Source organism: Pseudomonas sp. NFX224 (assembly GCF_048565165.1).
Taxonomy (GTDB): domain Bacteria; phylum Pseudomonadota; class Gammaproteobacteria; order Pseudomonadales; family Pseudomonadaceae; genus Aquipseudomonas.
Map to the genome: position 1 here is coordinate 4,083,135 of NZ_CP183416.1, position 18,902 is coordinate 4,102,036.

Annotated in this window: 20 protein-coding genes and 1 other RNA gene; 16 read left to right on the plus strand and 5 right to left on the minus strand. The window is 58.9% G+C overall.

Annotation, left to right across the window (positions count from 1 at the left end):
• Positions 1-37 precede the first annotated feature (37 nt).
• On the minus strand, positions 38-1,078 hold the full coding sequence (locus ACNYC6_RS18585; protein WP_419708621.1) for an NADP(H)-dependent aldo-keto reductase: 1,041 nt from the start codon (positions 1,076-1,078) through the stop codon (positions 38-40).
• 245 nt (positions 1,079-1,323) lie between these two features.
• Between ACNYC6_RS18585 and rplM the strand changes: the two genes are divergently transcribed.
• The 7 genes from rplM (at position 1,324) to ACNYC6_RS18620 (ending at position 6,211) form a co-directional block, all read left to right on the plus strand.
• Positions 1,324-1,752: a 50S ribosomal protein L13 gene (gene rplM, locus ACNYC6_RS18590; RefSeq protein ID WP_003228062.1), complete on the plus strand. Its 429-nt coding sequence runs from the start codon at positions 1,324-1,326 to the stop codon at positions 1,750-1,752.
• A gap of 14 nt (positions 1,753-1,766) precedes the next feature.
• Positions 1,767-2,159 carry a 30S ribosomal protein S9 gene (rpsI, locus tag ACNYC6_RS18595; protein ID WP_003228056.1) on the plus strand — a complete coding sequence of 131 codons (393 nt, stop codon included), beginning with the start codon at positions 1,767-1,769 and terminating at the stop codon, positions 2,157-2,159.
• Positions 2,160-2,426: 267 nt separating this feature from the next.
• Positions 2,427-3,020, plus strand: coding sequence for a ubiquinol-cytochrome c reductase iron-sulfur subunit (gene petA, locus ACNYC6_RS18600; protein WP_047533009.1), 594 nt, complete (start codon positions 2,427-2,429; stop codon positions 3,018-3,020).
• A complete protein-coding gene (locus ACNYC6_RS18605) occupies positions 3,020-4,231 on the plus strand; it encodes a cytochrome b (protein ID WP_034149536.1) in 1,212 nt (403 codons plus the stop codon). The genes petA and ACNYC6_RS18605 overlap by 1 nt, the downstream gene beginning before the upstream one ends.
• Entirely contained in the window at positions 4,231-5,013 is a 783-nt protein-coding gene (locus ACNYC6_RS18610) for a cytochrome c1 (protein WP_419708622.1), read from the plus strand. Before ACNYC6_RS18605 ends, ACNYC6_RS18610 begins: the two co-directional genes overlap by 1 nt.
• 150 nt (positions 5,014-5,163) lie before the next feature.
• Positions 5,164-5,781 carry a glutathione S-transferase N-terminal domain-containing protein gene (locus ACNYC6_RS18615; RefSeq protein WP_419708623.1) on the plus strand — a complete coding sequence of 206 codons (618 nt, stop codon included), beginning with the start codon at positions 5,164-5,166 and terminating at the stop codon, positions 5,779-5,781.
• Between the two features lie 16 nt (positions 5,782-5,797).
• The gene (locus tag ACNYC6_RS18620) at positions 5,798-6,211 is read left to right on the plus strand and encodes a ClpXP protease specificity-enhancing factor (protein WP_419708624.1); all 414 of its coding nucleotides are present in this window, start codon (positions 5,798-5,800) and stop codon (positions 6,209-6,211) included.
• Between the two features lie 44 nt (positions 6,212-6,255).
• Here ACNYC6_RS18620 and ACNYC6_RS18625 read toward each other — a convergent pair whose 3' ends face one another.
• The 4 genes from ACNYC6_RS18625 to ACNYC6_RS18640 form a co-directional block, all read right to left on the minus strand.
• Positions 6,256-6,834 (minus strand): BON domain-containing protein, encoded by a 579-nt coding sequence (locus ACNYC6_RS18625; protein ID WP_416126364.1) that lies wholly within the window; start codon positions 6,832-6,834, stop codon positions 6,256-6,258.
• Positions 6,831-7,424, minus strand: a complete 594-nt coding sequence (locus ACNYC6_RS18630; protein WP_007972584.1) for a phosphoheptose isomerase — start codon at positions 7,422-7,424, stop codon at positions 6,831-6,833. Before ACNYC6_RS18630 ends, ACNYC6_RS18625 begins: the two co-directional genes overlap by 4 nt.
• Before the next feature lie 101 nt (positions 7,425-7,525).
• Positions 7,526-7,888: a YraN family protein gene (locus ACNYC6_RS18635; protein WP_419712979.1), complete on the minus strand. Its 363-nt coding sequence runs from the start codon at positions 7,886-7,888 to the stop codon at positions 7,526-7,528.
• Entirely contained in the window at positions 7,888-9,699 is a 1,812-nt protein-coding gene (locus tag ACNYC6_RS18640; RefSeq protein WP_419708625.1) for a penicillin-binding protein activator, read from the minus strand. Before ACNYC6_RS18640 ends, ACNYC6_RS18635 begins: the two co-directional genes overlap by 1 nt.
• A gap of 208 nt (positions 9,700-9,907) precedes the next feature.
• Here ACNYC6_RS18640 and rsmI point away from each other — a divergent pair, with 208 nt between their 5' ends.
• From rsmI to mraY, 9 genes are all read left to right on the plus strand, one after another.
• Complete coding sequence (gene rsmI, locus ACNYC6_RS18645; RefSeq protein ID WP_419708626.1) at positions 9,908-10,780, plus strand: 16S rRNA (cytidine(1402)-2'-O)-methyltransferase; 873 nt, start codon at positions 9,908-9,910, stop codon at positions 10,778-10,780.
• A 75-nt stretch (positions 10,781-10,855) separates the two neighbouring features.
• An RNA gene (gene rnpB / locus ACNYC6_RS18650) (RNase P RNA component class A) lies at positions 10,856-11,209 on the plus strand.
• A 355-nt stretch (positions 11,210-11,564) separates the two neighbouring features.
• Entirely contained in the window at positions 11,565-12,020 is a 456-nt protein-coding gene (mraZ, locus tag ACNYC6_RS18655; RefSeq protein ID WP_003205355.1) for a division/cell wall cluster transcriptional repressor MraZ, read from the plus strand.
• Positions 12,017-12,964, plus strand: a complete 948-nt coding sequence (rsmH, locus tag ACNYC6_RS18660; protein WP_419708627.1) for a 16S rRNA (cytosine(1402)-N(4))-methyltransferase RsmH — start codon at positions 12,017-12,019, stop codon at positions 12,962-12,964. Before mraZ ends, rsmH begins: the two co-directional genes overlap by 4 nt.
• Positions 12,961-13,254 (plus strand): cell division protein FtsL, encoded by a 294-nt coding sequence (gene ftsL / locus ACNYC6_RS18665; RefSeq protein ID WP_338582919.1) that lies wholly within the window; start codon positions 12,961-12,963, stop codon positions 13,252-13,254. Before rsmH ends, ftsL begins: the two co-directional genes overlap by 4 nt.
• Positions 13,254-14,993 (plus strand): peptidoglycan D,D-transpeptidase FtsI family protein, encoded by a 1,740-nt coding sequence (locus ACNYC6_RS18670; protein ID WP_419712980.1) that lies wholly within the window; start codon positions 13,254-13,256, stop codon positions 14,991-14,993. Before ftsL ends, ACNYC6_RS18670 begins: the two co-directional genes overlap by 1 nt.
• Positions 14,993-16,456 carry a UDP-N-acetylmuramoyl-L-alanyl-D-glutamate--2,6-diaminopimelate ligase gene (locus ACNYC6_RS18675; protein ID WP_419708628.1) on the plus strand — a complete coding sequence of 488 codons (1,464 nt, stop codon included), beginning with the start codon at positions 14,993-14,995 and terminating at the stop codon, positions 16,454-16,456. The genes ACNYC6_RS18670 and ACNYC6_RS18675 overlap by 1 nt, the downstream gene beginning before the upstream one ends.
• Positions 16,449-17,816 carry a UDP-N-acetylmuramoyl-tripeptide--D-alanyl-D-alanine ligase gene (locus tag ACNYC6_RS18680; protein ID WP_419708629.1) on the plus strand — a complete coding sequence of 456 codons (1,368 nt, stop codon included), beginning with the start codon at positions 16,449-16,451 and terminating at the stop codon, positions 17,814-17,816. The genes ACNYC6_RS18675 and ACNYC6_RS18680 overlap by 8 nt, the downstream gene beginning before the upstream one ends.
• A complete protein-coding gene (gene mraY / locus ACNYC6_RS18685) occupies positions 17,816-18,898 on the plus strand; it encodes a phospho-N-acetylmuramoyl-pentapeptide-transferase (RefSeq protein ID WP_016773275.1) in 1,083 nt (360 codons plus the stop codon). The genes ACNYC6_RS18680 and mraY overlap by 1 nt, the downstream gene beginning before the upstream one ends.
• Positions 18,899-18,902 lie beyond the last annotated feature (4 nt).

The window sequence follows — 18,902 nt, forward strand, 5'->3', positions numbered from 1 at the left end:
TTCGCGAGCAAGCTCACTCCTCTCCTACCGATGGGGATTATGGAGCCGGATTTGGGTGATCCTTGTGAATCGCCTCGATCCCATCCAGCACTTCGTCCGATAGCTTCAGATCAAAACTGGCAATGTTGCTCTCCAGTTGCTCCATCGTGGTTGCGCCGATGATATTGCTGGTCACGAACGGCTGCTGGGTCACGAATGCCAGGGCCATTTGTGCCGGGTCCAGGCCGTGTTCACGGGCCAGTGCCACATGGCGGCTGCACGCTGCTTCCGACTGGGGGTTGAAATAGCGGCTGAAGCGGCTGTAGAGGCTCAGGCGGCCTTTTGGCGGTCGGGCGCCACCTTCGTACTTGCCTGACAGGAAGCCGAACGCCAGCGGCGAATAGGCGAGGAGGCCGCACTGTTCGCGAATGGCGATTTCCGCCAGGCCGACTTCGAAGCTGCGGTTGAGCAGGTTGTACGGGTTCTGGATCGACACCGCACGCGGCCAGCCGCGGGCTTCGGCCAGGGCAAGGAACCGCATGGTGCCCCACGGGGTTTCGTTGGACAGGCCGATGTGGCGGATCTTGCCGGCCTTGACCTGTTCGTCCAACGCTTCGAGGGTGTCCTCAAGCGGTGTCAGGTTGGCTTCGGTCTGGTGCTTGTAGCCCAACTGACCGAAGAAGTTGGTGCTGCGCTCCGGCCAGTGCAGTTGGTACAAATCGATGTAGTCGGTCTGCAAGCGCTCGAGGCTGGCATCCACGGCTTCGGTGATGTGCTGTCGATTGTGCCGCAGATTCTTGTCGCGGATGTAGTCGATGGTGTTGCCCGGCCCGGCGATCTTGCTGGCGAGGATCCAGTCGGCACGATCACCGCGGCTTTTGAAGTAATTGCCGATGTAGCGTTCGGTGGTGGCGTAGGTTTCGGCCTTGGGTGGCACCGGGTACATCTCGGCGGTGTCGATGAAATTGATCCCTGCACTCTTGGCCCGTTCAATCTGGGCGAAGGCGTCTGCTTCGCTGTTTTGCTCGCCCCAGGTCATGGTTCCGAGGCAGAGGGCACTCACATTAAGATTGGTCCGGCCTAGCTGGCGATAGTCCATCGGGTGCTCCTTGGGCAAAACAATCATAAAAGCAGGTTGAAATATTTTTCGCAATCTGCATAATTGCGCACCTCTTTCTGCAGTGGAAGTGATGCGCCGCCGCCGAAGAATCTTGCCGTTGAACGGACGCGCCGACCCGAGCCCCCGAAAGCGTCTGTATCCGGCTGCCTTTGACTTGTCAAAGTACGCACTATTCAGTAAGATCCGCCGTCTAATTTACAGGGCGGCCCCTGAGGCTATAAAGAATGAAGACTTTTACTGCTAAACCGGAAACAGTAAAGCGCGACTGGTTTGTCGTCGACGCTGCTGGTCAGACCCTGGGTCGTCTGGCCACCGAAATCGCGAGCCGTCTGCGTGGCAAGCACAAGCCTGAGTACACTCCTCACGTTGACACCGGCGACTACATCGTCGTAATCAACGCCGAGCAGATCCGTGTTACCGGCGCTAAAACCACTGACAAAATGTACTACTCCCACTCCGGTTTCCCGGGCGGCATCAAGTCGATCAACTTTGAAAAGCTGATCGCCAAGGCCCCTGAGCGCGTGATCGAGACCGCGGTCAAAGGCATGCTGCCTAAGAACCCGCTGGGTCGCGACATGTACCGTAAGCTGAAAGTCTATGCGGGCGCTGCACACCCTCATACTGCTCAGCAGCCCCAAGAACTGAAGATTTAACGGAATAGTTCATTATGTCGGCGACTCAAAATTACGGCACTGGCCGTCGCAAGACCGCAACCGCACGCGTTTTCCTGCGTCCGGGTACTGGTAACATCTCCATCAACAACCGTTCGCTGGATAATTTCTTCGGCCGCGAAACTGCCCGCATGGTAGTTCGTCAGCCGCTGGAATTGACTGAGACTGTCGAGAAGTTCGACATCTACGTCACCGTGATCGGCGGTGGTGTAAGTGGTCAAGCTGGCGCAATCCGCCACGGTATCACTCGCGCTCTGATGGATTACGACGAGACTCTGCGCAGCGCTCTGCGTAAAGCTGGCTTCGTAACCCGCGATGCACGTGAAGTTGAACGTAAGAAAGTTGGTCTGCGTAAAGCGCGTAAGCGTCCGCAGTACTCGAAGCGTTAATTCGCTTCCGCGTTCAAAAAGAACGCCCGGATTCCTCACGGAACCGGGCGTTTTTTTATGCGTGCGATTTATCAAAGAATTGCGCTGTGACAACTTGCCACAGCTGCAGACCCCCTATACTACAAGGCTTGGCAGTGGTGCCCCAGGGTAATTACCTTGTCAGAATTGGGGCTTTTCATTACCATTCGGCAAAATTTTTATAAGTACATAGATTTACTTAGTAGATGCCTGATTTAACAGGCCACAAAGCTGATGGGAGAGGACTGAATGAGCAATGACGGCGTGAATGCAGGCCGGCGTCGCTTCTTGGTAGCAGCCACATCCGTGGTGGGTGCTGCAGGAGCGGTGGGGGCTGCGGTCCCGTTCGTGGGGTCATGGTTTCCCAGTGCCAAGGCGAAAGCCGCAGGTGCACCGGTGAAAGTGAATGTCAGCAAAATCGAGCCAGGCCAGCAGATGATTGCTGAGTGGCGCGGCCAGCCGGTATTCATCGTCCGCCGTACACAGGAAATCCTGGGGAATCTGAAAAAGATCGAGGGCCAGTTGTCTGACCCGACCTCCAAGAACTCGACACAACCGACCTATGTCGACCCGGAAACCCGGTCGATCAAACCTGAAGTTCTGTTGCTGATCGGTATCTGCACCCACCTGGGTTGCTCGCCGACCTTCCGTCCCGAAGTGGCACCTGCTGACCTGGGCAAGGACTGGGTAGGTGGCTATTTCTGCCCTTGCCACGGCTCCCACTACGACCTGGCTGGCCGCGTCTACAAGTCGCAACCTGCGCCTTTGAACCTGCCAGTTCCCCCGCATTCCTATGAGACCGATGACATCATTGTCATTGGCGTCGATACGGAGAAAGCGTGATGAGCAAGTTCATGGATTGGGTTGATGCGCGCTTTCCCGCGACCAAAATGTGGGAAGACCATCTCAGCAAGTACTACGCCCCGAAAAACTTCAACTTCTTCTATTTCTTTGGCTCCCTGGCATTGCTCGTTCTGGTCAACCAGATCGTCACCGGTGTCTGGCTGACCATGAGTTACACCCCTTCGGCAGAAGAGGCATTCGCTTCCGTCGAATACATCATGCGCGACGTCGAGTACGGCTCGATCCTGCGTCTGCTGCACTCCACCGGCGCTTCGGCGTTTTTCATTGTGGTCTATCTGCACATGTTCCGTGGCTTGCTCTACGGTTCGTACCAGAAACCGCGTGAATTGGTGTGGGTTTTCGGCATGCTGATCTACCTGGCATTGATGGCCGAAGCCTTCATGGGCTACTTACTGCCATGGGGCCAGATGTCCTACTGGGGCGCCCAAGTGATCATCTCGCTGTTCGGTGCGATCCCGGTCATCGGTAACGACCTGACCCAGTGGATCCGTGGTGACTACCTGATTTCCGGTATTACCCTGAACCGCTTCTTCGCCTTGCACGTGGTGGCCTTGCCGATCGTGATTCTCGGTCTGGTGGTGCTGCACATTCTGGCGCTGCACGAAGTCGGTTCGAATAACCCGGACGGCGTGGACATCAAGAAACACAAAGACGAAAACGGTATACCGCTGGACGGCATTGCCTTCCACCCGTACTACACCGTGAAAGATATCGTCGGCGTGGTGGTGTTCCTGTTCATCTTCTGTTCGATCGTGTTCTTCTTCCCGGAAATGGGTGGCTACTTCCTCGAGAAGCCGAACTTTGAAGTGGCGAACGCCTTCAAGACCCCGGAGCACATCGCTCCGGTCTGGTACTTCACCCCGTTCTACGCGATTTTGCGCGCGGTTCCGGACAAACTCCTCGGCGTTATCGCCATGGGCGCGGCCATTGCGGTGCTGTTCGTCCTGCCGTGGCTGGACCGTAGCCCGGTCAAGTCGATGCGCTACAAAGGTTGGCTGAGCAAGATCTGGCTGTGGGTGTTCTGCATCTCGTTCGTGATCCTGGGCGTGTTGGGTGTTCTGGCTCCGACTCCAGGCCGTACGCTGCTGTCGCAGGTATGTACCTTCCTGTACTTCGCCTACTTCATTCTGATGCCGTTCTACACCAGGCTCGAGAAGACCAAACCGGTACCGGAAAGGGTGACTGGCTGATGAAAAAACTATTTGCTGTATTGATGCTTGCCGCACTGCCGGTATTCGCTTTCGCTGCTGAGCACGGCGGTCCCGAGCTGGAAAAAGTCGACATCGACGTTTCCGACAAGGCTGCCATGCAGGACGGCGCACGTACGTTCGCCAACTATTGCATGGGTTGCCACAGTGCCAAGTTCCAGCGTTATGAGCGTGTTGCCGATGACCTGGGCATTCCTCATGAGTTGATGCTTGAGAAGCTGGTGTTCACCGGCGCCAAGATCGGCGATCACATGAACATCGGCATGCAGCCGGCTGACGCCAAGACCTGGTTCGGTGCGGCGCCGCCCGACCTGACCCTGGTGGCTCGCGTTCGCGGTACTGACTGGCTCTACGGTTACCTGAAGTCGTTCTATGAAGATCCGTCGCGCCCTTGGGGTGTGAACAACAAGGTCTTCCCGAACGTCGGTATGCCTAACGTGCTGGTCGGCCTGCAAGGTCGTCAGGTTGTCGGTTGCAAACAGGTTCAGATCGTCGAAGACGGCAAGAAGCAATATGATCCGCTGACCGGTACGCCGCTGACCCATGAAGCGTGCGATCAGCTGACCATTGTGCCGAAAAGCGGTGCTCTGACCGAAGAGCAGTTCGATGAGAAGGTCAAGAATCTGGTAACCTTCCTGGCTTACTCGGCTAACCCGGTTAAGCTGCAACATCAGCGCATCGGTACGTATGTATTGCTGTACCTGGCGTTCTTCTTCGTATTCGCCTACTTGCTCAAGCGTGAATACTGGAAAGACGTGCACTGATAAAGCTTCAAGCAATTGCTGTTAATCGCGCGCGCCCAAGGGCGCCTCTGAAAGTGTAGCGAGCCTGGACTTCCAGGCGTTACGGGAGGCGCCCTCTGGGCGCGCTCGTTTTTCCGCTTCCGATAATTTCTACAAGCGAGGAGGACCGCCATGGGCGTGACCAATCGGTTGGCCTGTTACTCCGACCCCGCCGACCACTATTCCCACCGAGTGCGAATCGTACTGGCAGAGAAGGGTGTCAGCGCCGAGATCATTTACGTGGAAGCTGGCCGCCAGCCGCCTAAACTGATCGAAGTGAACCCTTACGGCAGTTTGCCCACCCTGGTCGATCGTGACTTGGCGTTGTGGGAATCTACGGTGGTGATGGAATACCTGGATGAGCGTTACCCGCACCCGCCACTCCTGCCGGTTTATCCGGTGGCGCGTGCCAACAGTCGTCTGTTGATGCATCGTATCCAGCGCGACTGGTGTGGTCTGGTGGATCTGATCCTGGATTCGCGGACTAAGGAGGCCGCTCGCGCTGTGGCGCGTAAAGAGCTGCGTGAAAGCCTGGCCGGCGTGTCGCCGTTGTTCGCCGACAAGCCGTTTTTCCTCAGTGAGGAACAAAGCCTGGTGGATTGCTGCCTATTGCCAATACTCTGGCGATTGCCGATTCTGGGTATAGAACTGCCGCGGCCCGCCAAGCCGCTGCTTGATTACATGGAGCGCCAGTTTGCGCGTGAGGCTTTCCAGGCGAGTCTGTCTGGTGTCGAACGCGATATGCGCTAAGGCTTAAGGAGCCGCTATGAACTCCAGTCGACCTTATCTGGTCCGCGCGCTCTACGAGTGGATTGTGGACAACGATTGCACCCCGCACATGCTGGTCAATTCCGAGTATCCCTCGGTGCAGGTGCCGCAAGGTTTTGCCAGTGACGGGCAGATTGTCCTGAACGTATCGCCACAAGCTGTGCGTCATTTGCACATGGACAACGAGGCGGTAAGCTTCGAAGGTCGCTTCGGTGGTGTGCCGCATACGCTGTTCGTGCCTATCGCATCGATCCTGGGTATCTACGCCCGGGAGAACGGTCAAGGCATGGTGTTTGATCTGGAGTCGCCTATGGGCGAAGACGACGACATCGAGCCGAACGATGATCTTCCGCCACCGGACAGCGAGCCGCCGCGGCCAAGCGGTCGGCCTAGCCTGAAAGTGGTGAAGTAATAAAAAAGGCGATCCGGTTGGATCGCCTTTTTTGTAGTTGCGCTTCAGTCGATGTATTCAAACAGCTTCACAATCTTCTGCACACCGGAAACCCCTTGCACCAGATTGGTTGCCTGGGCGGCTTCCTGTTTGGTCAGCAGACCCAGCAGATAGACGATGCCGTTCTCGGTCACGACCTTGATGCGCGAGCCGGGGATGTTCGGGTCGGTCAGCATTTGGGTCTTGATCTTGGAGGTCAGCCAGGTGTCATTCTGACGGGCAAGAAAGCCGGAGGGCGGCAGAACCTGTATTTCGTTGTGAACCGTCTTCACGCGCTGAACGGCAGCGGCGGCCTGTTCGGCCTTGGCCTTGAGGTCGGCGCGTGGGGTTTGTCCGGCGAGCAGTACGACGCCGTTGAAGCTGGTGACGACGATGTGTGAGTCGTTATCCAGCGCGGGGTCAGCCTTGGCGATGTTCACGCCGACCTTGGTGTCGATCAGGGAATCGTCGATCTTGCTGCCGAAGGTACGGGTGCCACGGTCATCTTCGATCGGTGCTTCACGGCTGGCATTCACCACTGAGGTGCAGCCGCTGATGCCGAGGCACAGGGTCAGGGCCAGTAGGCCGAGGCGATTAGGGGTCATTCTTCACTCCCGAACAGTTGGCTGTCGATCAGATCGCATAGGCAATGGATCGCCAGCAGGTGGACTTCCTGAATACGTGCGGTGACGTTGGCCGGTACGCGAATCTCCACGTCCTCGGGCAATAGCAGCGACGCCATGCCGCCGCCATCACGACCGGTCAAAGCTACGACAATCATTTCGCGATCATGTGCGGCCTGGATCGCTTGAATTATGTTCGCCGAGTTGCCGCTAGTGGAAATCGCCAGCAGTACATCGCCGGGTTGACCCAGCGCGCGAATCTGCTTGGAGAAGATTTCGTTGTAGCTGTAGTCGTTGGCGATCGAGGTGATCGTCGAGCTGTCGGTGGTCAGTGCGATGGCCGGCAGGCTCGGGCGCTCGCGTTCGAAGCGATTGAGCAGCTCCGACGAGAAGTGCTGGGCGTCACCGGCAGAGCCGCCATTGCCGCACGAGAGCATTTTGCCCTCGTTGAGCAGGGCGTTGACCATGACCTGGCTGGCTTGCTCGATGTGCGGTGCAAGTACTTCCATCGCCTGTTGCTTGGTGTCGATACTGGCCTGAAAAAGCTGGCGAATTCGCGATTGCATGTCCATCTGTGTGACCTTAATGAGCGCGGCTGTCCGGCACGTGAAAGTGCAGCCCGCAAAACAAAGAGCAAAAGTGTTGGGTGGTGTCCGCTTCGTGGCGCAAGCGATCAGCTGTCGAAGGCATTCTGCAACCAGTTCAACTGATCGAAGTTGCTATCAATGGCAACCACGTCGAAGCGGCAAGGGGAATTGGCCCAGCGTGACTCACGCTGAAGAAAATACTGCGCGGCAAAAATCAGTTTCTGCCGTTTGCGCTCATCGACGCTATCGAGCGCGCCACCCCATTGAGTGTTTTTTCTGTAGCGAACTTCAACGAATACTACTGTATCGCCATCTAGCATGACCAGATCAAGCTCGCCGCGTTTACACAACCAGTTCTGCGCCAGCAGGCGCAGACCTTGTTGTTGAAGATGCTCGAGCGCATGGCGCTCGGCATCCTTGCCGCTTTGCTGGCGTGACCTGTCAGGCATCAGCGTGGAGTGTTTGGCAGGCGTTGAACCTGACCGTTGACGAACTCGGCCCACGGCAACTGCCGTACGACGCGCTGGTTCTGGGTCATGCTCAGGCTGCCCGACTGGCCTTCGATGCGGCTGTCCGGCAGGGCCTTGAGTTGTCCCAGGCGTGGCGCCAGGCGATAGGCGTCGACACCCATTGCGTACAAGCGACCCAGGCTGCCGGCCGCTTGCGGCCATTGTGCCGTGACTTGTTGGCGCAGCGGGTCATTGGCATCCAGCAACCATGGGGTTTCGCAGAAGCGAATGCCGTTCATGTCGTTGTACTGGTTTACGTCGCCGCTGGCGCTGAACACATGGGAAGTGGCGTAGACCGGAACGTCACCCGCGTACTGGAAGTTCAGGGTCGGTTTGATCTGTTGTGCCTGTTGTGGCGTGGCGGCCAGGAAGATGAACTCGATATCCTGGCGGCGCGAAGGCTGGGCGGCAACCTGCGAACCTACCGTGCTTTGCAGGCTCTTGGCGCGACCTTCGCTCTGGCGCAACTGGAACATGTCGGCAATCTGCTGGGCCAGTTGAACCGGCTGGTCGACACGCTCGGTGGCTACGACACTGCCGCCGTTCGCTTGCCAGTCCTGGCTGAACGCCCGAAGTACGCGGTCGCCCCATTCGCCTTTCGGCACCATGATGGCGGCGCGATGCAGGCCGTCGGCGCGTGCGCGGCGGGATACTTCACGGGCTTCGTCTTCTGCGGCCAGACCAAACTGGAACAGTTGAGCCGGACCTTGATCGCCTTCGCTGTAGTTCAACGCCAGGGTGGTGATCGGCAATTGCGGGCGGGTGCTCAGCTGTTTGACCAGCGGCTTCTCCAGCGGGCCGACGACCAGTTGCACGCCATCGGCCTGGGCCTTGCGATAGAACTCGTCCATGGACGTCAGGCGCGAGCTGTCATAGAACTCGATGGCTGGCGGTTTCTGCCCGGCCTGTTGTGCCTGGTAGTGCGCGGCCATGAAGCCTTCGCGCAGTGCCTTGCCGACCGACGCCAGCGGGCCATCCTGTGGCAGCAGCAGGGCGATCTTGCTCAGGGGCTGGCTGGCCAGTTCCTTGAGCTTGGTCAGTGGCAGTGGCAGTTGAACGGCGGCCGGGTGTTTTGGGTTCTGCTTGCGCCAGTTGTCGATGGCGGCCTGCTGCTGCTCCAGAGTGCCGGCAGTTTTCACCGCCAGCGCCAGGCCCATCCAGCCGCCGAGATCGTCAGTGGCGTTTGGCTGCAATTGGTCGGTGGGCAGTGAAGCGATCAATGTCCAGATCGCTTCGTGGTTTTTGCTGGCGGCTTCACCGCTCAACATCGGCGCGATAAAAATGCGTTCCTTTGCGGCGGCCAGGGTCTGGCCATCGGCTTCAAGGGCGCGGGCGCGAACGGTGCCGGTGCGGATCTGTTGCTCTTCCGGCAATTCGCCCAGGCGCTGCATGCTTGGATGGCTCAAAGCGGTCAGCGCAGCTTTCGGCTGATTGCGGGTCATGGCCAGCTCGGCGGCCAGTGTGCTGGCGAATACCTGCTGGCCGGGCTTGAGTTGCTCCACGGGCACTTGCTGCAGGATTTGCGCGGACTGGGCGGCATTGCCCTGACGGTAGGCCAGGTCCGCTGCGCTCAGGCGCAACAGGGCGGCGTCTTCCGGCGATTTGCTTTGGGCGGCCTTCTCGAGCAGTTGCTCGATACTGGCATCCGGGGTCCGTGGAAGTTCGCCAAGGCTGGAGGAGGGCGAGCTGGCGCAAGCCGCCAGCAAGGCAGCGAGGCAGAGGGCAGTGAACAGCCGCAGGCAAGCGATCATGTAGTGTTCCTGATACTCGATCAAATTAGCGTGGAATTGTACCCAAGCGCTGGCCGGGGCGCGATGTTACTGGCATGAATCGATCAATTTAGCTGGTGAAAATGTTGCGGTGCGGCACAAACGACCGCAAAACCGAGTGCTGCTTGCGCGTATCGCGAGCGTCGCGACGCGTTACAATGGCGGCTTTATCGATCATGAGGTGTGCGCTTTGACTGCTCCAGGTGCTTTGAATTCCGCTGCTGGCTCGCTTTATGTGGTGGCGACGCCCATCGGCAACCTGGACGACATCAGTGCGCGTGCGCTGAAAATCCTGCGCGATGTCGCGTTGATCGCCGCCGAGGACACCCGCCATTCCCAGCGTTTGATGCAGCACTTCGGTATCCAGACGCCGCTGGCGGCTTGCCATGAGCATAACGAGCGCGATGAAGGCAGTCGTTTCATTACCCGTCTGCTCGCCGGCGATAATGTGGCGCTGATCTCCGATGCCGGGACGCCGCTGATTTCCGATCCGGGTTATCACCTGGTGCGCCAGGCCCGCGCTGCCGGGATCAATGTGGTGCCGGTACCCGGTGCCTGTGCCTTGATCGCGGCACTGTCAGCCGCCGGGTTGCCGTCGGACCGTTTTATCTTCGAAGGTTTTCTGCCGGCCAAGGCGGTGGGAAGACGCGCTCGTCTCGAGGCGATAAAGGAAGAGCCGCGCACGTTGATCTTTTACGAGGCGCCGCACCGCATTCTTGAATGTCTGCAGGATATGGAACTGGTGTTCGGTGCTGAGCGTCCGGCATTGCTGGCTCGCGAACTGACTAAGACGTTCGAAACCCTCAAGGGTTTGCCTTTGGCTGAATTGCGCCAGTTCGTCGAGTCGGACAGCAATCAGCAGCGTGGTGAGTGCGTGGTGTTGGTGGCGGGCTGGACCGCGCCAGAGTCCGAAGAGGCGGTCAGCAGTGAGGCGATGCGCGTTCTCAATCTGTTGCTCGAAGAAATGCCGCTCAAACGTGCCGCGGCATTGGCAGCGCAAATTACCGGTGAGCGTAAGAATGTTCTTTATCAGGTCGCGCTGGATAAACAGAAAAGCGAGTAAAACCCGACGCATAGGCATGCTCGAAGGCGTTTAGCGCTTGTTCTTCGGGCGCTCTGCCGTTAACCTTCGCGGCGGAGAGTCGATCGGACAGTCGCTGCCCTCTATGAAAATTAGGGGGGGGAGGAAAGTCCGGGCTCCATAGGGCGAAGTGCCAGGTAATGCCTGGGAGGCGTGAGCCTACGGAAAGTGCCACAGAAAATAACCGCCTAAGCGCTTCGGCGCCGGTAAGGGTGAAAAGGTGCGGTAAGAGCGCACCGCACGTCTGGCAACAGTTCGTGGCTAGGTAAACCCCACTTGGAGCAAGACCAAATAGGGTCCCAAGGCGTGGCCCGCGCTGGGACCGGGTAGGTTGCTAAAGATGTCCAGTGATGGCCATCGTAGACGAATGACTGTTCAAGACAGAACCCGGCTTACAGATCGACTCTCCACCTTTTTTCTCCCCTCTGCTTAAATCACTGAGCAGAGGCTGGTGATAGCAATTTCCCTTCTTACACAATCATCTGCAGAACCCCTGTTGTAATACCGAAAAAATCTTACTCTTAATAAATTACTTTAACTTCCGAACGCAGCCTTCTGTGCTGATTCAAGTTATCGGGCAGTTTCACCTGCCGGATTCTCGTTGCCTCTCCTCTTATGCTCCTAAATCTCAGTTCTGTAAGGGTTTTCCTTTAATCCGTGCCTTGACGGTGTGGTGGGCGCATTCCTATAGTGTGCGCAAGTGGCGGAAAGTGGCATGAAGTGGGTTTATTGAACTCAAAACGCTAGAATTTGGAGAAACGCTGACGTGTTTCGCGGAGCCAACGCTATCAGTCTCGATGCAAAGGGCCGTCTCGCCATGCCGAGCCGGTACCGTGACGAGCTCGTTTCGCGTAGTTCCGGTCAGTTGATCGTCACAATTGATGCCGTTGATCCGTGTTTGTGTGTTTACCCCCTCGATGAGTGGGAAATTATTGAAACCAAACTGCGCGCACTGCCTTCGCTTCGCGAAGAGAACCGCCGTCTGCAGCGTTTATTGATTGGTAACGCCGTCGACCTTGAGCTCGATGGCAGTGGTCGTTTTCTGGTTCCGCCGCGTCTTCGTGAATATGCCAAGTTGGATAAACGCGCGATGTTGGTAGGCCAATTGAACAAGTTCCAATTGTGGGACGAGGATGCCTGGAATGCGGTTTCTGCCGCTGACCTGGCTGCTATTCAACAACCGGGCGCGATGCCTGATGAACTGCGTGATTTGATCCTGTGACTATTGATAGCGGCTTTAACCACATCACCGTACTGCTTGACGAAGCCGTCGAGGCTCTCGCCGTACGTCCTGATGGCTGCTATCTGGATGGCACGTTCGGGCGCGGCGGGCATAGCCGGTTGATCCTCAGCCAGCTCGGTCCTGATGGCCGGTTGCTCGGATTCGACAAGGATCCTCAAGCGATTGCCACCGGGCAGACGCTAGCGGCCGAAGACGGCCGCTTTGTCGTTGTGCAGCGCAGCTTTGCCGAGCTCGGATCCGAAGTTGCCGAACGCGGTCTGCACGGCAAAGTCAGCGGTATTTTGCTGGATCTCGGCGTGTCTTCGCCGCAACTCGACGATCCTGAACGCGGCTTCAGTTTCCTCAATGATGGCCCGCTGGACATGCGCATGGACCCGTCCCGCGGGATCAGTGCGGCCGAGTTCGTCAACACCGCGCCCGCGGAAGAAATAGCCCGGGTGTTCAAGGAATACGGCGAAGAGCGCTTTTCCGGTCGCATGGCCCGTGCCGTGGCCGAACGCCGTGACATCAAGCCGTTCGAGCGTACCGCCGATCTGGCCGAAGTGTTGAAAGTCGCCAACCCGGCGTGGGAGAAGGGCAAGAACCCTGCGACCCGTGCGTTCCAGGGGCTGCGTATTCACGTCAACAACGAACTGGGTGATCTGGAAACCGGCCTCGAAGCCGCTCTGGACTGCCTGGAAGTCGGTGGCCGTCTGGTGGTCATCAGCTTCCATTCGCTTGAAGACCGCATCGTCAAATTGTTCATGCGCAAGCTGGTGAAGGGTGAAGCCGACAACCTGCCGCGCAACCTGCCGGTTCGGCACGTCGCCTTCGAACCGAAAATCAAAGTCCATGGCAAAGCGCAGACGGCCTCCGACACCGAACTCAAAGCCAACCCACGTTCCCGTAGCGCTGTCATGCGTGTGGCGGAGAAGCTGCGGTGAGCAGGCTTTTCGCCAAGCCACTGCCCGGCGGAAGCTTTTTCATGCTGCTGCTGTTTGTTGGCGTGCTCGTTTCGGCCATCGGCGTTTCTTACAGCGCGCACTGGAATCGCCAGTTGCTGAACTCGCTGTACAACGAGTTGAGCGTGCGCGACAAGGCGCAGGCTGAATGGGGTCGTTTGATTCTTGAGCAGAGCACCTGGACGGCACATAGCCGTATCGAAGTGCTGGCCACCGAACAACTGAAAATGCGCATTCCCGGTGCCGCCGAAGTGCAGATGGTGGCGCCATGATGAAACTCGAAGGCGCACTCTTTCCGTGGCGTTTCCGCCTGGTGGTGGGTTTGCTCGGCGTCATGGTGGCGGCGATCGCCTGGCGCATCATCGACCTGCAAGTGGTCGACCGTGATTTCCTCAAAGGTCAGGGCGACGCGCGCAGCGTTCGTCACATCCCGATTCCGGCTCACCGTGGTCTGATCACCGACCGTAACGGCGAGCCGTTGGCCGTGAGTACGCCGGTGACGACGCTGTGGGCCAACGCCAAGGAAATGCAGCAGGCGAAAGAGAAATGGCCGGCACTGGCCGCCGCACTCGGGCAAGACCCGAAAGCCTTGGCCGAGCGTCTTGAAGCACAAGCCAATAAAGAATTCATTTACCTGGTGCGCGGGCTGACGCCTGAGCAGGGCCAGGCCGTGCTCGACCTGAAAGTGCCGGGCGTCTACGGCATCGAAGAGTTCCGCCGTTTTTACCCTGCCGGTGAAGTCACCGCGCATATGGTCGGTTTCACCGACATCGACGATCACGGTCGAGAAGGTGTCGAACTGGCCTATGACGAATGGCTCGCCGGGGTGCCCGGCAAACGACAGGTGATCAAGGACCGGCGTGGCCGGTTGATCAAAGATGTCCAGGTCACCAAAAACGCCAAGGCCGGAAAGCCCTTGGCGTTGTCCATTGACCTGCGCCTGCAATACCTGGCCAACCGCGAACTGCGTAACGCGATCATCGAGAACGGCGCCAAGGCCGGCAGTCTGGTGATCATGGACGTGAAGACCGGCGAGATCCTCGCCATGGTCAACCAGCCGACCTACAACCCGAACAACCGTCGCAACCTGCAACCGGCGATGATGCGTAACCGCGCGATGATCGACGTGTTCGAGCCGGGTTCGACCATGAAGGCGATCTCGATGAGCGCCGCGATCGAAACCGGGCGCTGGAAACCGAGCGATACCGTCGAGGTGTATCCGGGTTCCTTGCAGATTGGTAAGTACACCATCAAGGACGTCTCCAAGACCGAAGGTCCGGTGCTTGACCTGACCGGTATTCTGATCAATTCCAGTAACGTCGGCATGAGTAAGGTCGCGTTCGATATCGGCGGCGAAACCATTTTCCGTCTGGCGCAGAAAGTCGGTCTTGGCCAGGACACTGGTCTGGGCTTCCCGGGCGAGCGCGTCGGCAACCTGCCGAACTACCGCGAATGGCGCAAGGCAGAAACCGCTACGTTGTCCTATGGCTACGGTATTTCGGTGACGGCGATCCAACTGGTTCACGCCTTCTCGGCGCTGGCCAACAACGGTCGCCTCGCACCGCTGACACTGATCAAAACCGACAAGGCACCGCAAACCACCCAGGTATTGCCGGAAGCCGTCGCGAAAACCATGCAAGGCATGCTGCAGCAAGTGATCGAAGCCCCGCGCGGTGTATTCCGTGCGCAGGTGCCGGCGTATCACGTGGGCGGCAAGTCCGGTACCGCACGTAAAACTTCGGTCGGCACCAAAGGCTATGCCGAGAACTCTTATCGCTCGCTGTTCGCCGGTTTCGGCCCGATGAGCGATCCGCGCTACGCCATCGTGGTGGTGATCGACGAACCGACCAAGGCCGGTTACTTCGGTGGTCTGGTATCGGCGCCAGTGTTCAGCCGTGTGATGTCCGGCACCCTGCGCCTGATGAACGTCACGCCGGACAACCTGCCGCCTACTCAACAAGCGAACGCTACGCCGGTCGTTCCACTGAAAGCCAATGGAGGGCGCGGCTGATGTCATTAAGTCTGAACAAGATATTCCCCCACGCCGGCCACGATCTGTTGATCCGTGAATTGGCGCTGGACAGTCGCAACGTACGTGCCGGGGACCTGTTCCTCGCAGTGCCGGGTGGCAAATTTGATGGCCGTGCACACATCGCCGACGCACTGGCGCGCGGCGCTGCTGCCGTGGCTTACGAAGTGGAAGGCGCCACTGTGTTGCCGATCACTGACGTGCCATTGATTCCGGTCAAGGGCCTGGCCGCTCAGCTGTCGGACATCGCCGGTCGTTTTTATGGCGAACCGAGCCATCATTTGAATCTGGTCGGGGTGACCGGAACCAACGGCAAGACCAGCGTGACTCAGCTGGTTGCCCAGGCGCTGGACCTGCTCGGTCAGCACTGCGGCATCGTTGGGACTCTGGGTTCCGGTTTCTACGGCGCGCTGGAAAGCGGCCTGCACACCACGCCGAATCCGATTGCCGTGCAAGCGACCCTGGGCGACCTGAAAAAGGCCGGTGCGAAAGCGGTTGCCATGGAAGTGTCATCCCATGGCCTGGATCAAGGCCGTGTCACCGCATTGGCGTTCGACGTGGCGGTGATGACCAACCTGTCCCGCGATCATCTGGACTATCACGGCACCATGCAGGCTTATGGTGAAGCCAAGGCCAAGCTGTTTGCCTGGAACGATTTGAAGTGCCGGGTGGTGAACCTCGACGACGATTTCGGCCGGCAACTGGCCGCCGAAAAACGTGAATCGCGGCTGATCACCTACAGCCTGCTCGACAGCAGCGCTTACCTCTATTGCCGTGAAGCGCATTTCGACGACGAAGGCGTGCGCGCCACGCTGGTGACGCCGCAGGGCGAGCGTCATTTACGCAGCACCTTGCTCGGTCGTTTCAACCTGAGCAACGTACTGGCAGCGGTCGGCGCTTTGCTCGGTCTGGATTACGCGCTGGACGAAATTCTCAAGGTACTGCCGAAACTCGAAGGCCCGGCCGGTCGCATGCAGCGCCTGGGTGGCGGTACTCAACCGTTGGTGGTGGTCGATTACGCCCACACCCCGGATGCTTTGGAAAAAGTTCTGACGGCATTGCGTCCGCACGTAAAAGGTCGGTTGCTGTGCCTGTTCGGCTGTGGCGGCGATCGCGATCGCGGCAAGCGTCCGCTGATGGCGGAAGTGGTCGAGCGTCTGGCCGACGGCGTGCTGGTTACCGACGACAACCCGCGTACCGAAGATCCTGCGGTGATTTTCGACGACATCCGTGCCGGTTTCACGGCTATGGATAAAGTGACGTTCGTCGCCGGCCGAGGCCAGGCGATTGCCCAACTGATCGCGGGTGCATCGGCGGACGACGTGATCGTGCTGGCCGGCAAAGGTCACGAGGACTATCAGGAAATCCACGGCGAGCGTCACGCCTTCTCCGATCTGGTCGAGGCCGATCACGCCTTGACCGCGTGGGAGGTGGCCCATGCTTAAAGCCTTGAAACTGAGCGAACTGACCGGCGCGCTGAATGCACGCCTGATTTCTGCCGATGCGAGTTTCGACGGTGTCAGTATCGACAGCCGCGCGATCAAATCGGGTCAGCTGTTCATTGCCTTGGCCGGTCCGCGCTTCGATGGTCATGACTACCTCAATGACGTGGCGGCCAAAGGCGCCGTGGCGGCATTGGTCGAGCGTGAAGTCGCCGACAGCACACTGCCGCAATTGCTGGTCAGCGACACCCGTCAGGCGCTGGGGCAACTGGGCGCGCTGAACCGCAATGCCTTCACTTATCAGGTCGCAGCCGTCACCGGTTCCAGCGGCAAGACCACGGTCAAGGAAATGCTCGCGAGCATCCTGCGCACGCGCGGTCCGGTGCTGGCGACCCGTGGCAATCTGAACAATGACCTCGGGGTTCCGCTGACCCTGCTCGAACTGGCGCCGGAGCATACCGCCGCCGTGATCGAACTCGGTGCCTCGCGCCTGGGTGAAATTACCTACACCGTGGCCATGACCAAACCCCACGTGGCCATTCTCAACAATGCCGGGACCGCCCACGTTGGCGAGTTCGGCGGGCCGGAAAAAATCGTCGAGGCCAAGGGCGAGATTATCGAAGGGCTGGAGTCCGATGGCGTCGCCGTTCTCAATCTCGACGACAAGGCGTTCGGTATCTGGAAGGCGCGCGCCGGTGATCGCACAGTGCTGACGTTCGCCTTGAGCAATTCCAGCGCCGACTTCTACGCCAGCGATCTGACCACCGATGCGCGCGGTTGCCCGGCGTTCAACCTGCACAGCCCTGAAGGTGTGGAGCGCGTGCAATTGAACCTGCTCGGCACCCACAACGTGGCTAATGCCATGGCCGCAGCGGCCGCTGCCCATGCGCTGGGTGTGTCGCTGTTCGGCATCGCCACCGGCCTGGGCGCAGTGCAACCGGTCAAGGGTCGTACCGTCGCGCAACTGGCGACCAACGGCATGCGCGTGATTGATGACACTTACAACGCAAACCCCACCTCGATGTGCGCTGCCGTTGATATACTCGCCGGCTTTTCCGGCCGCACCGTTCTGGTGCTCGGGGATATCGGCGAGTTGGGCGATTGGGCGGAGCAGGGGCATCGCGATGTGGGCGAGTACGCCCGTGGCAAGGTTTCCGCGCTGTACGCCGTCGGACCCATGATGGTTCACGCCGCCAACGCCTTCGGTCCACAAGCCTTTCACTTCAGCACGCAGGCTGAACTGATCAAGGCACTGGACGCCGAGCAAGACACAAACACCACCATTTTGATCAAGGGCTCGCGCAGCGCCGCGATGGAAAACATCGTCGCCGCTTTGTGCGGGACCAGCCTGGAGAAACATTAATGCTGCTGCTGCTAGCGGAGTATCTGCAACAGTTCTACAAAGGCTTCGCGGTCTTCCAGTACCTGACCCTGCGCGGGATTCTCGGTGTACTGACCGCGCTGGTCTTGTCGCTGTGCTATGGCCCGTGGATGATCCGCACCCTGCAGAACCGTCAGATCGGCCAGTCCGTTCGTAACGACGGTCCGCAATCGCACCTTTCCAAGTCCGGCACCCCGACCATGGGTGGCGCGTTGATCCTGTCGTCCATCGGCGTCAGCACCCTGTTGTGGGCTGACTTGAGCAACCGTTACGTCTGGGTCGTGTTGCTGGTGACCTTGCTGTTCGGCGCCATCGGCTGGGTCGACGACTACCGCAAAGTGATCGAGAAGAATTCCCGTGGCTTGCCAAGCCGCTGGAAGTATTTCTGGCAGTCGGTGTTTGGCCTCGGCGCGGCGATCTTCCTTTATATGACCGCCGCCACACCGGTGGAAACCACGCTGATCCTGCCGATGCTCAAGGACTACAGCATTCCGCTGGGCGCCGGTTTCATCGTCCTGACCTACTTCGTCATCGTCGGTTCGAGCAACGCGGTCAACCTGACCGACGGCCTCGACGGCCTGGCGATCATGCCGACCGTGATGGTTGGCGGTGGCCTGGGCATCTTCTGCTACCTGTCGGGTAACGTGAAGTTCGCCGAATACCTGCTGATTCCTTATGTGCCGGGCGCGGGCGAGTTGATCGTGTTCTGCGGCGCGTTGATCGGTGCCGGCCTGGGCTTTCTCTGGTTCAACACCTATCCGGCGCAAGTCTTCATGGGTGACGTCGGCGCACTGGCGCTGGGCGCGGCCCTGGGCACCATCGCGGTGATCGTCCGTCAGGAAATCGTCCTGTTCATCATGGGCGGCGTGTTCGTGATGGAAACCCTGTCAGTGGTCATTCAGGTTGCCTCCTTTAAGCTGACCGGTCGCCGCGTATTCCGCATGGCACCGATACACCACCATTTTGAACTCAAGGGCTGGCCCGAGCCGCGCGTGATCGTCCGTTTCTGGATCATCACCGTGATTCTCGTGTTGGTCGGCCTTGCCACCCTGAAGCTGAGGTAGAAAT

Bases quoted from the DNA above. Each gene is read 5' to 3' on its own strand.
- ACNYC6_RS18585 (WP_419708621.1), bottom strand. From the start codon at position 1,078: ATGGACTATCGCCAGCTAGGCCGGACCAATCTTAATGTGAGTGCCCTC.
- rplM (WP_003228062.1), top strand. From the start codon at position 1,324: ATGAAGACTTTTACTGCTAAACCGGAAACAGTAAAGCGCGACTGGTTT.
- rpsI (WP_003228056.1), top strand. From the start codon at position 1,767: ATGTCGGCGACTCAAAATTACGGCACTGGCCGTCGCAAGACCGCAACC.
- petA (WP_047533009.1), top strand. From the start codon at position 2,427: ATGAGCAATGACGGCGTGAATGCAGGCCGGCGTCGCTTCTTGGTAGCA.
- ACNYC6_RS18605 (WP_034149536.1), top strand. From the start codon at position 3,020: ATGAGCAAGTTCATGGATTGGGTTGATGCGCGCTTTCCCGCGACCAAA.
- ACNYC6_RS18610 (WP_419708622.1), top strand. From the start codon at position 4,231: ATGAAAAAACTATTTGCTGTATTGATGCTTGCCGCACTGCCGGTATTC.
- ACNYC6_RS18615 (WP_419708623.1), top strand. From the start codon at position 5,164: ATGGGCGTGACCAATCGGTTGGCCTGTTACTCCGACCCCGCCGACCAC.
- ACNYC6_RS18620 (WP_419708624.1), top strand. From the start codon at position 5,798: ATGAACTCCAGTCGACCTTATCTGGTCCGCGCGCTCTACGAGTGGATT.
- ACNYC6_RS18625 (WP_416126364.1), bottom strand. From the start codon at position 6,834: ATGACCCCTAATCGCCTCGGCCTACTGGCCCTGACCCTGTGCCTCGGC.
- ACNYC6_RS18630 (WP_007972584.1), bottom strand. From the start codon at position 7,424: ATGGACATGCAATCGCGAATTCGCCAGCTTTTTCAGGCCAGTATCGAC.
- ACNYC6_RS18635 (WP_419712979.1), bottom strand. From the start codon at position 7,888: ATGCCTGACAGGTCACGCCAGCAAAGCGGCAAGGATGCCGAGCGCCAT.
- ACNYC6_RS18640 (WP_419708625.1), bottom strand. From the start codon at position 9,699: ATGATCGCTTGCCTGCGGCTGTTCACTGCCCTCTGCCTCGCTGCCTTG.
- ACNYC6_RS18670 (WP_419712980.1), top strand. From the start codon at position 13,254: ATGAAACTCGAAGGCGCACTCTTTCCGTGGCGTTTCCGCCTGGTGGTG.
- ACNYC6_RS18675 (WP_419708628.1), top strand. From the start codon at position 14,993: ATGTCATTAAGTCTGAACAAGATATTCCCCCACGCCGGCCACGATCTG.
- ACNYC6_RS18680 (WP_419708629.1), top strand. From the start codon at position 16,449: ATGCTTAAAGCCTTGAAACTGAGCGAACTGACCGGCGCGCTGAATGCA.
- mraY (WP_016773275.1), top strand. From the start codon at position 17,816: ATGCTGCTGCTGCTAGCGGAGTATCTGCAACAGTTCTACAAAGGCTTC.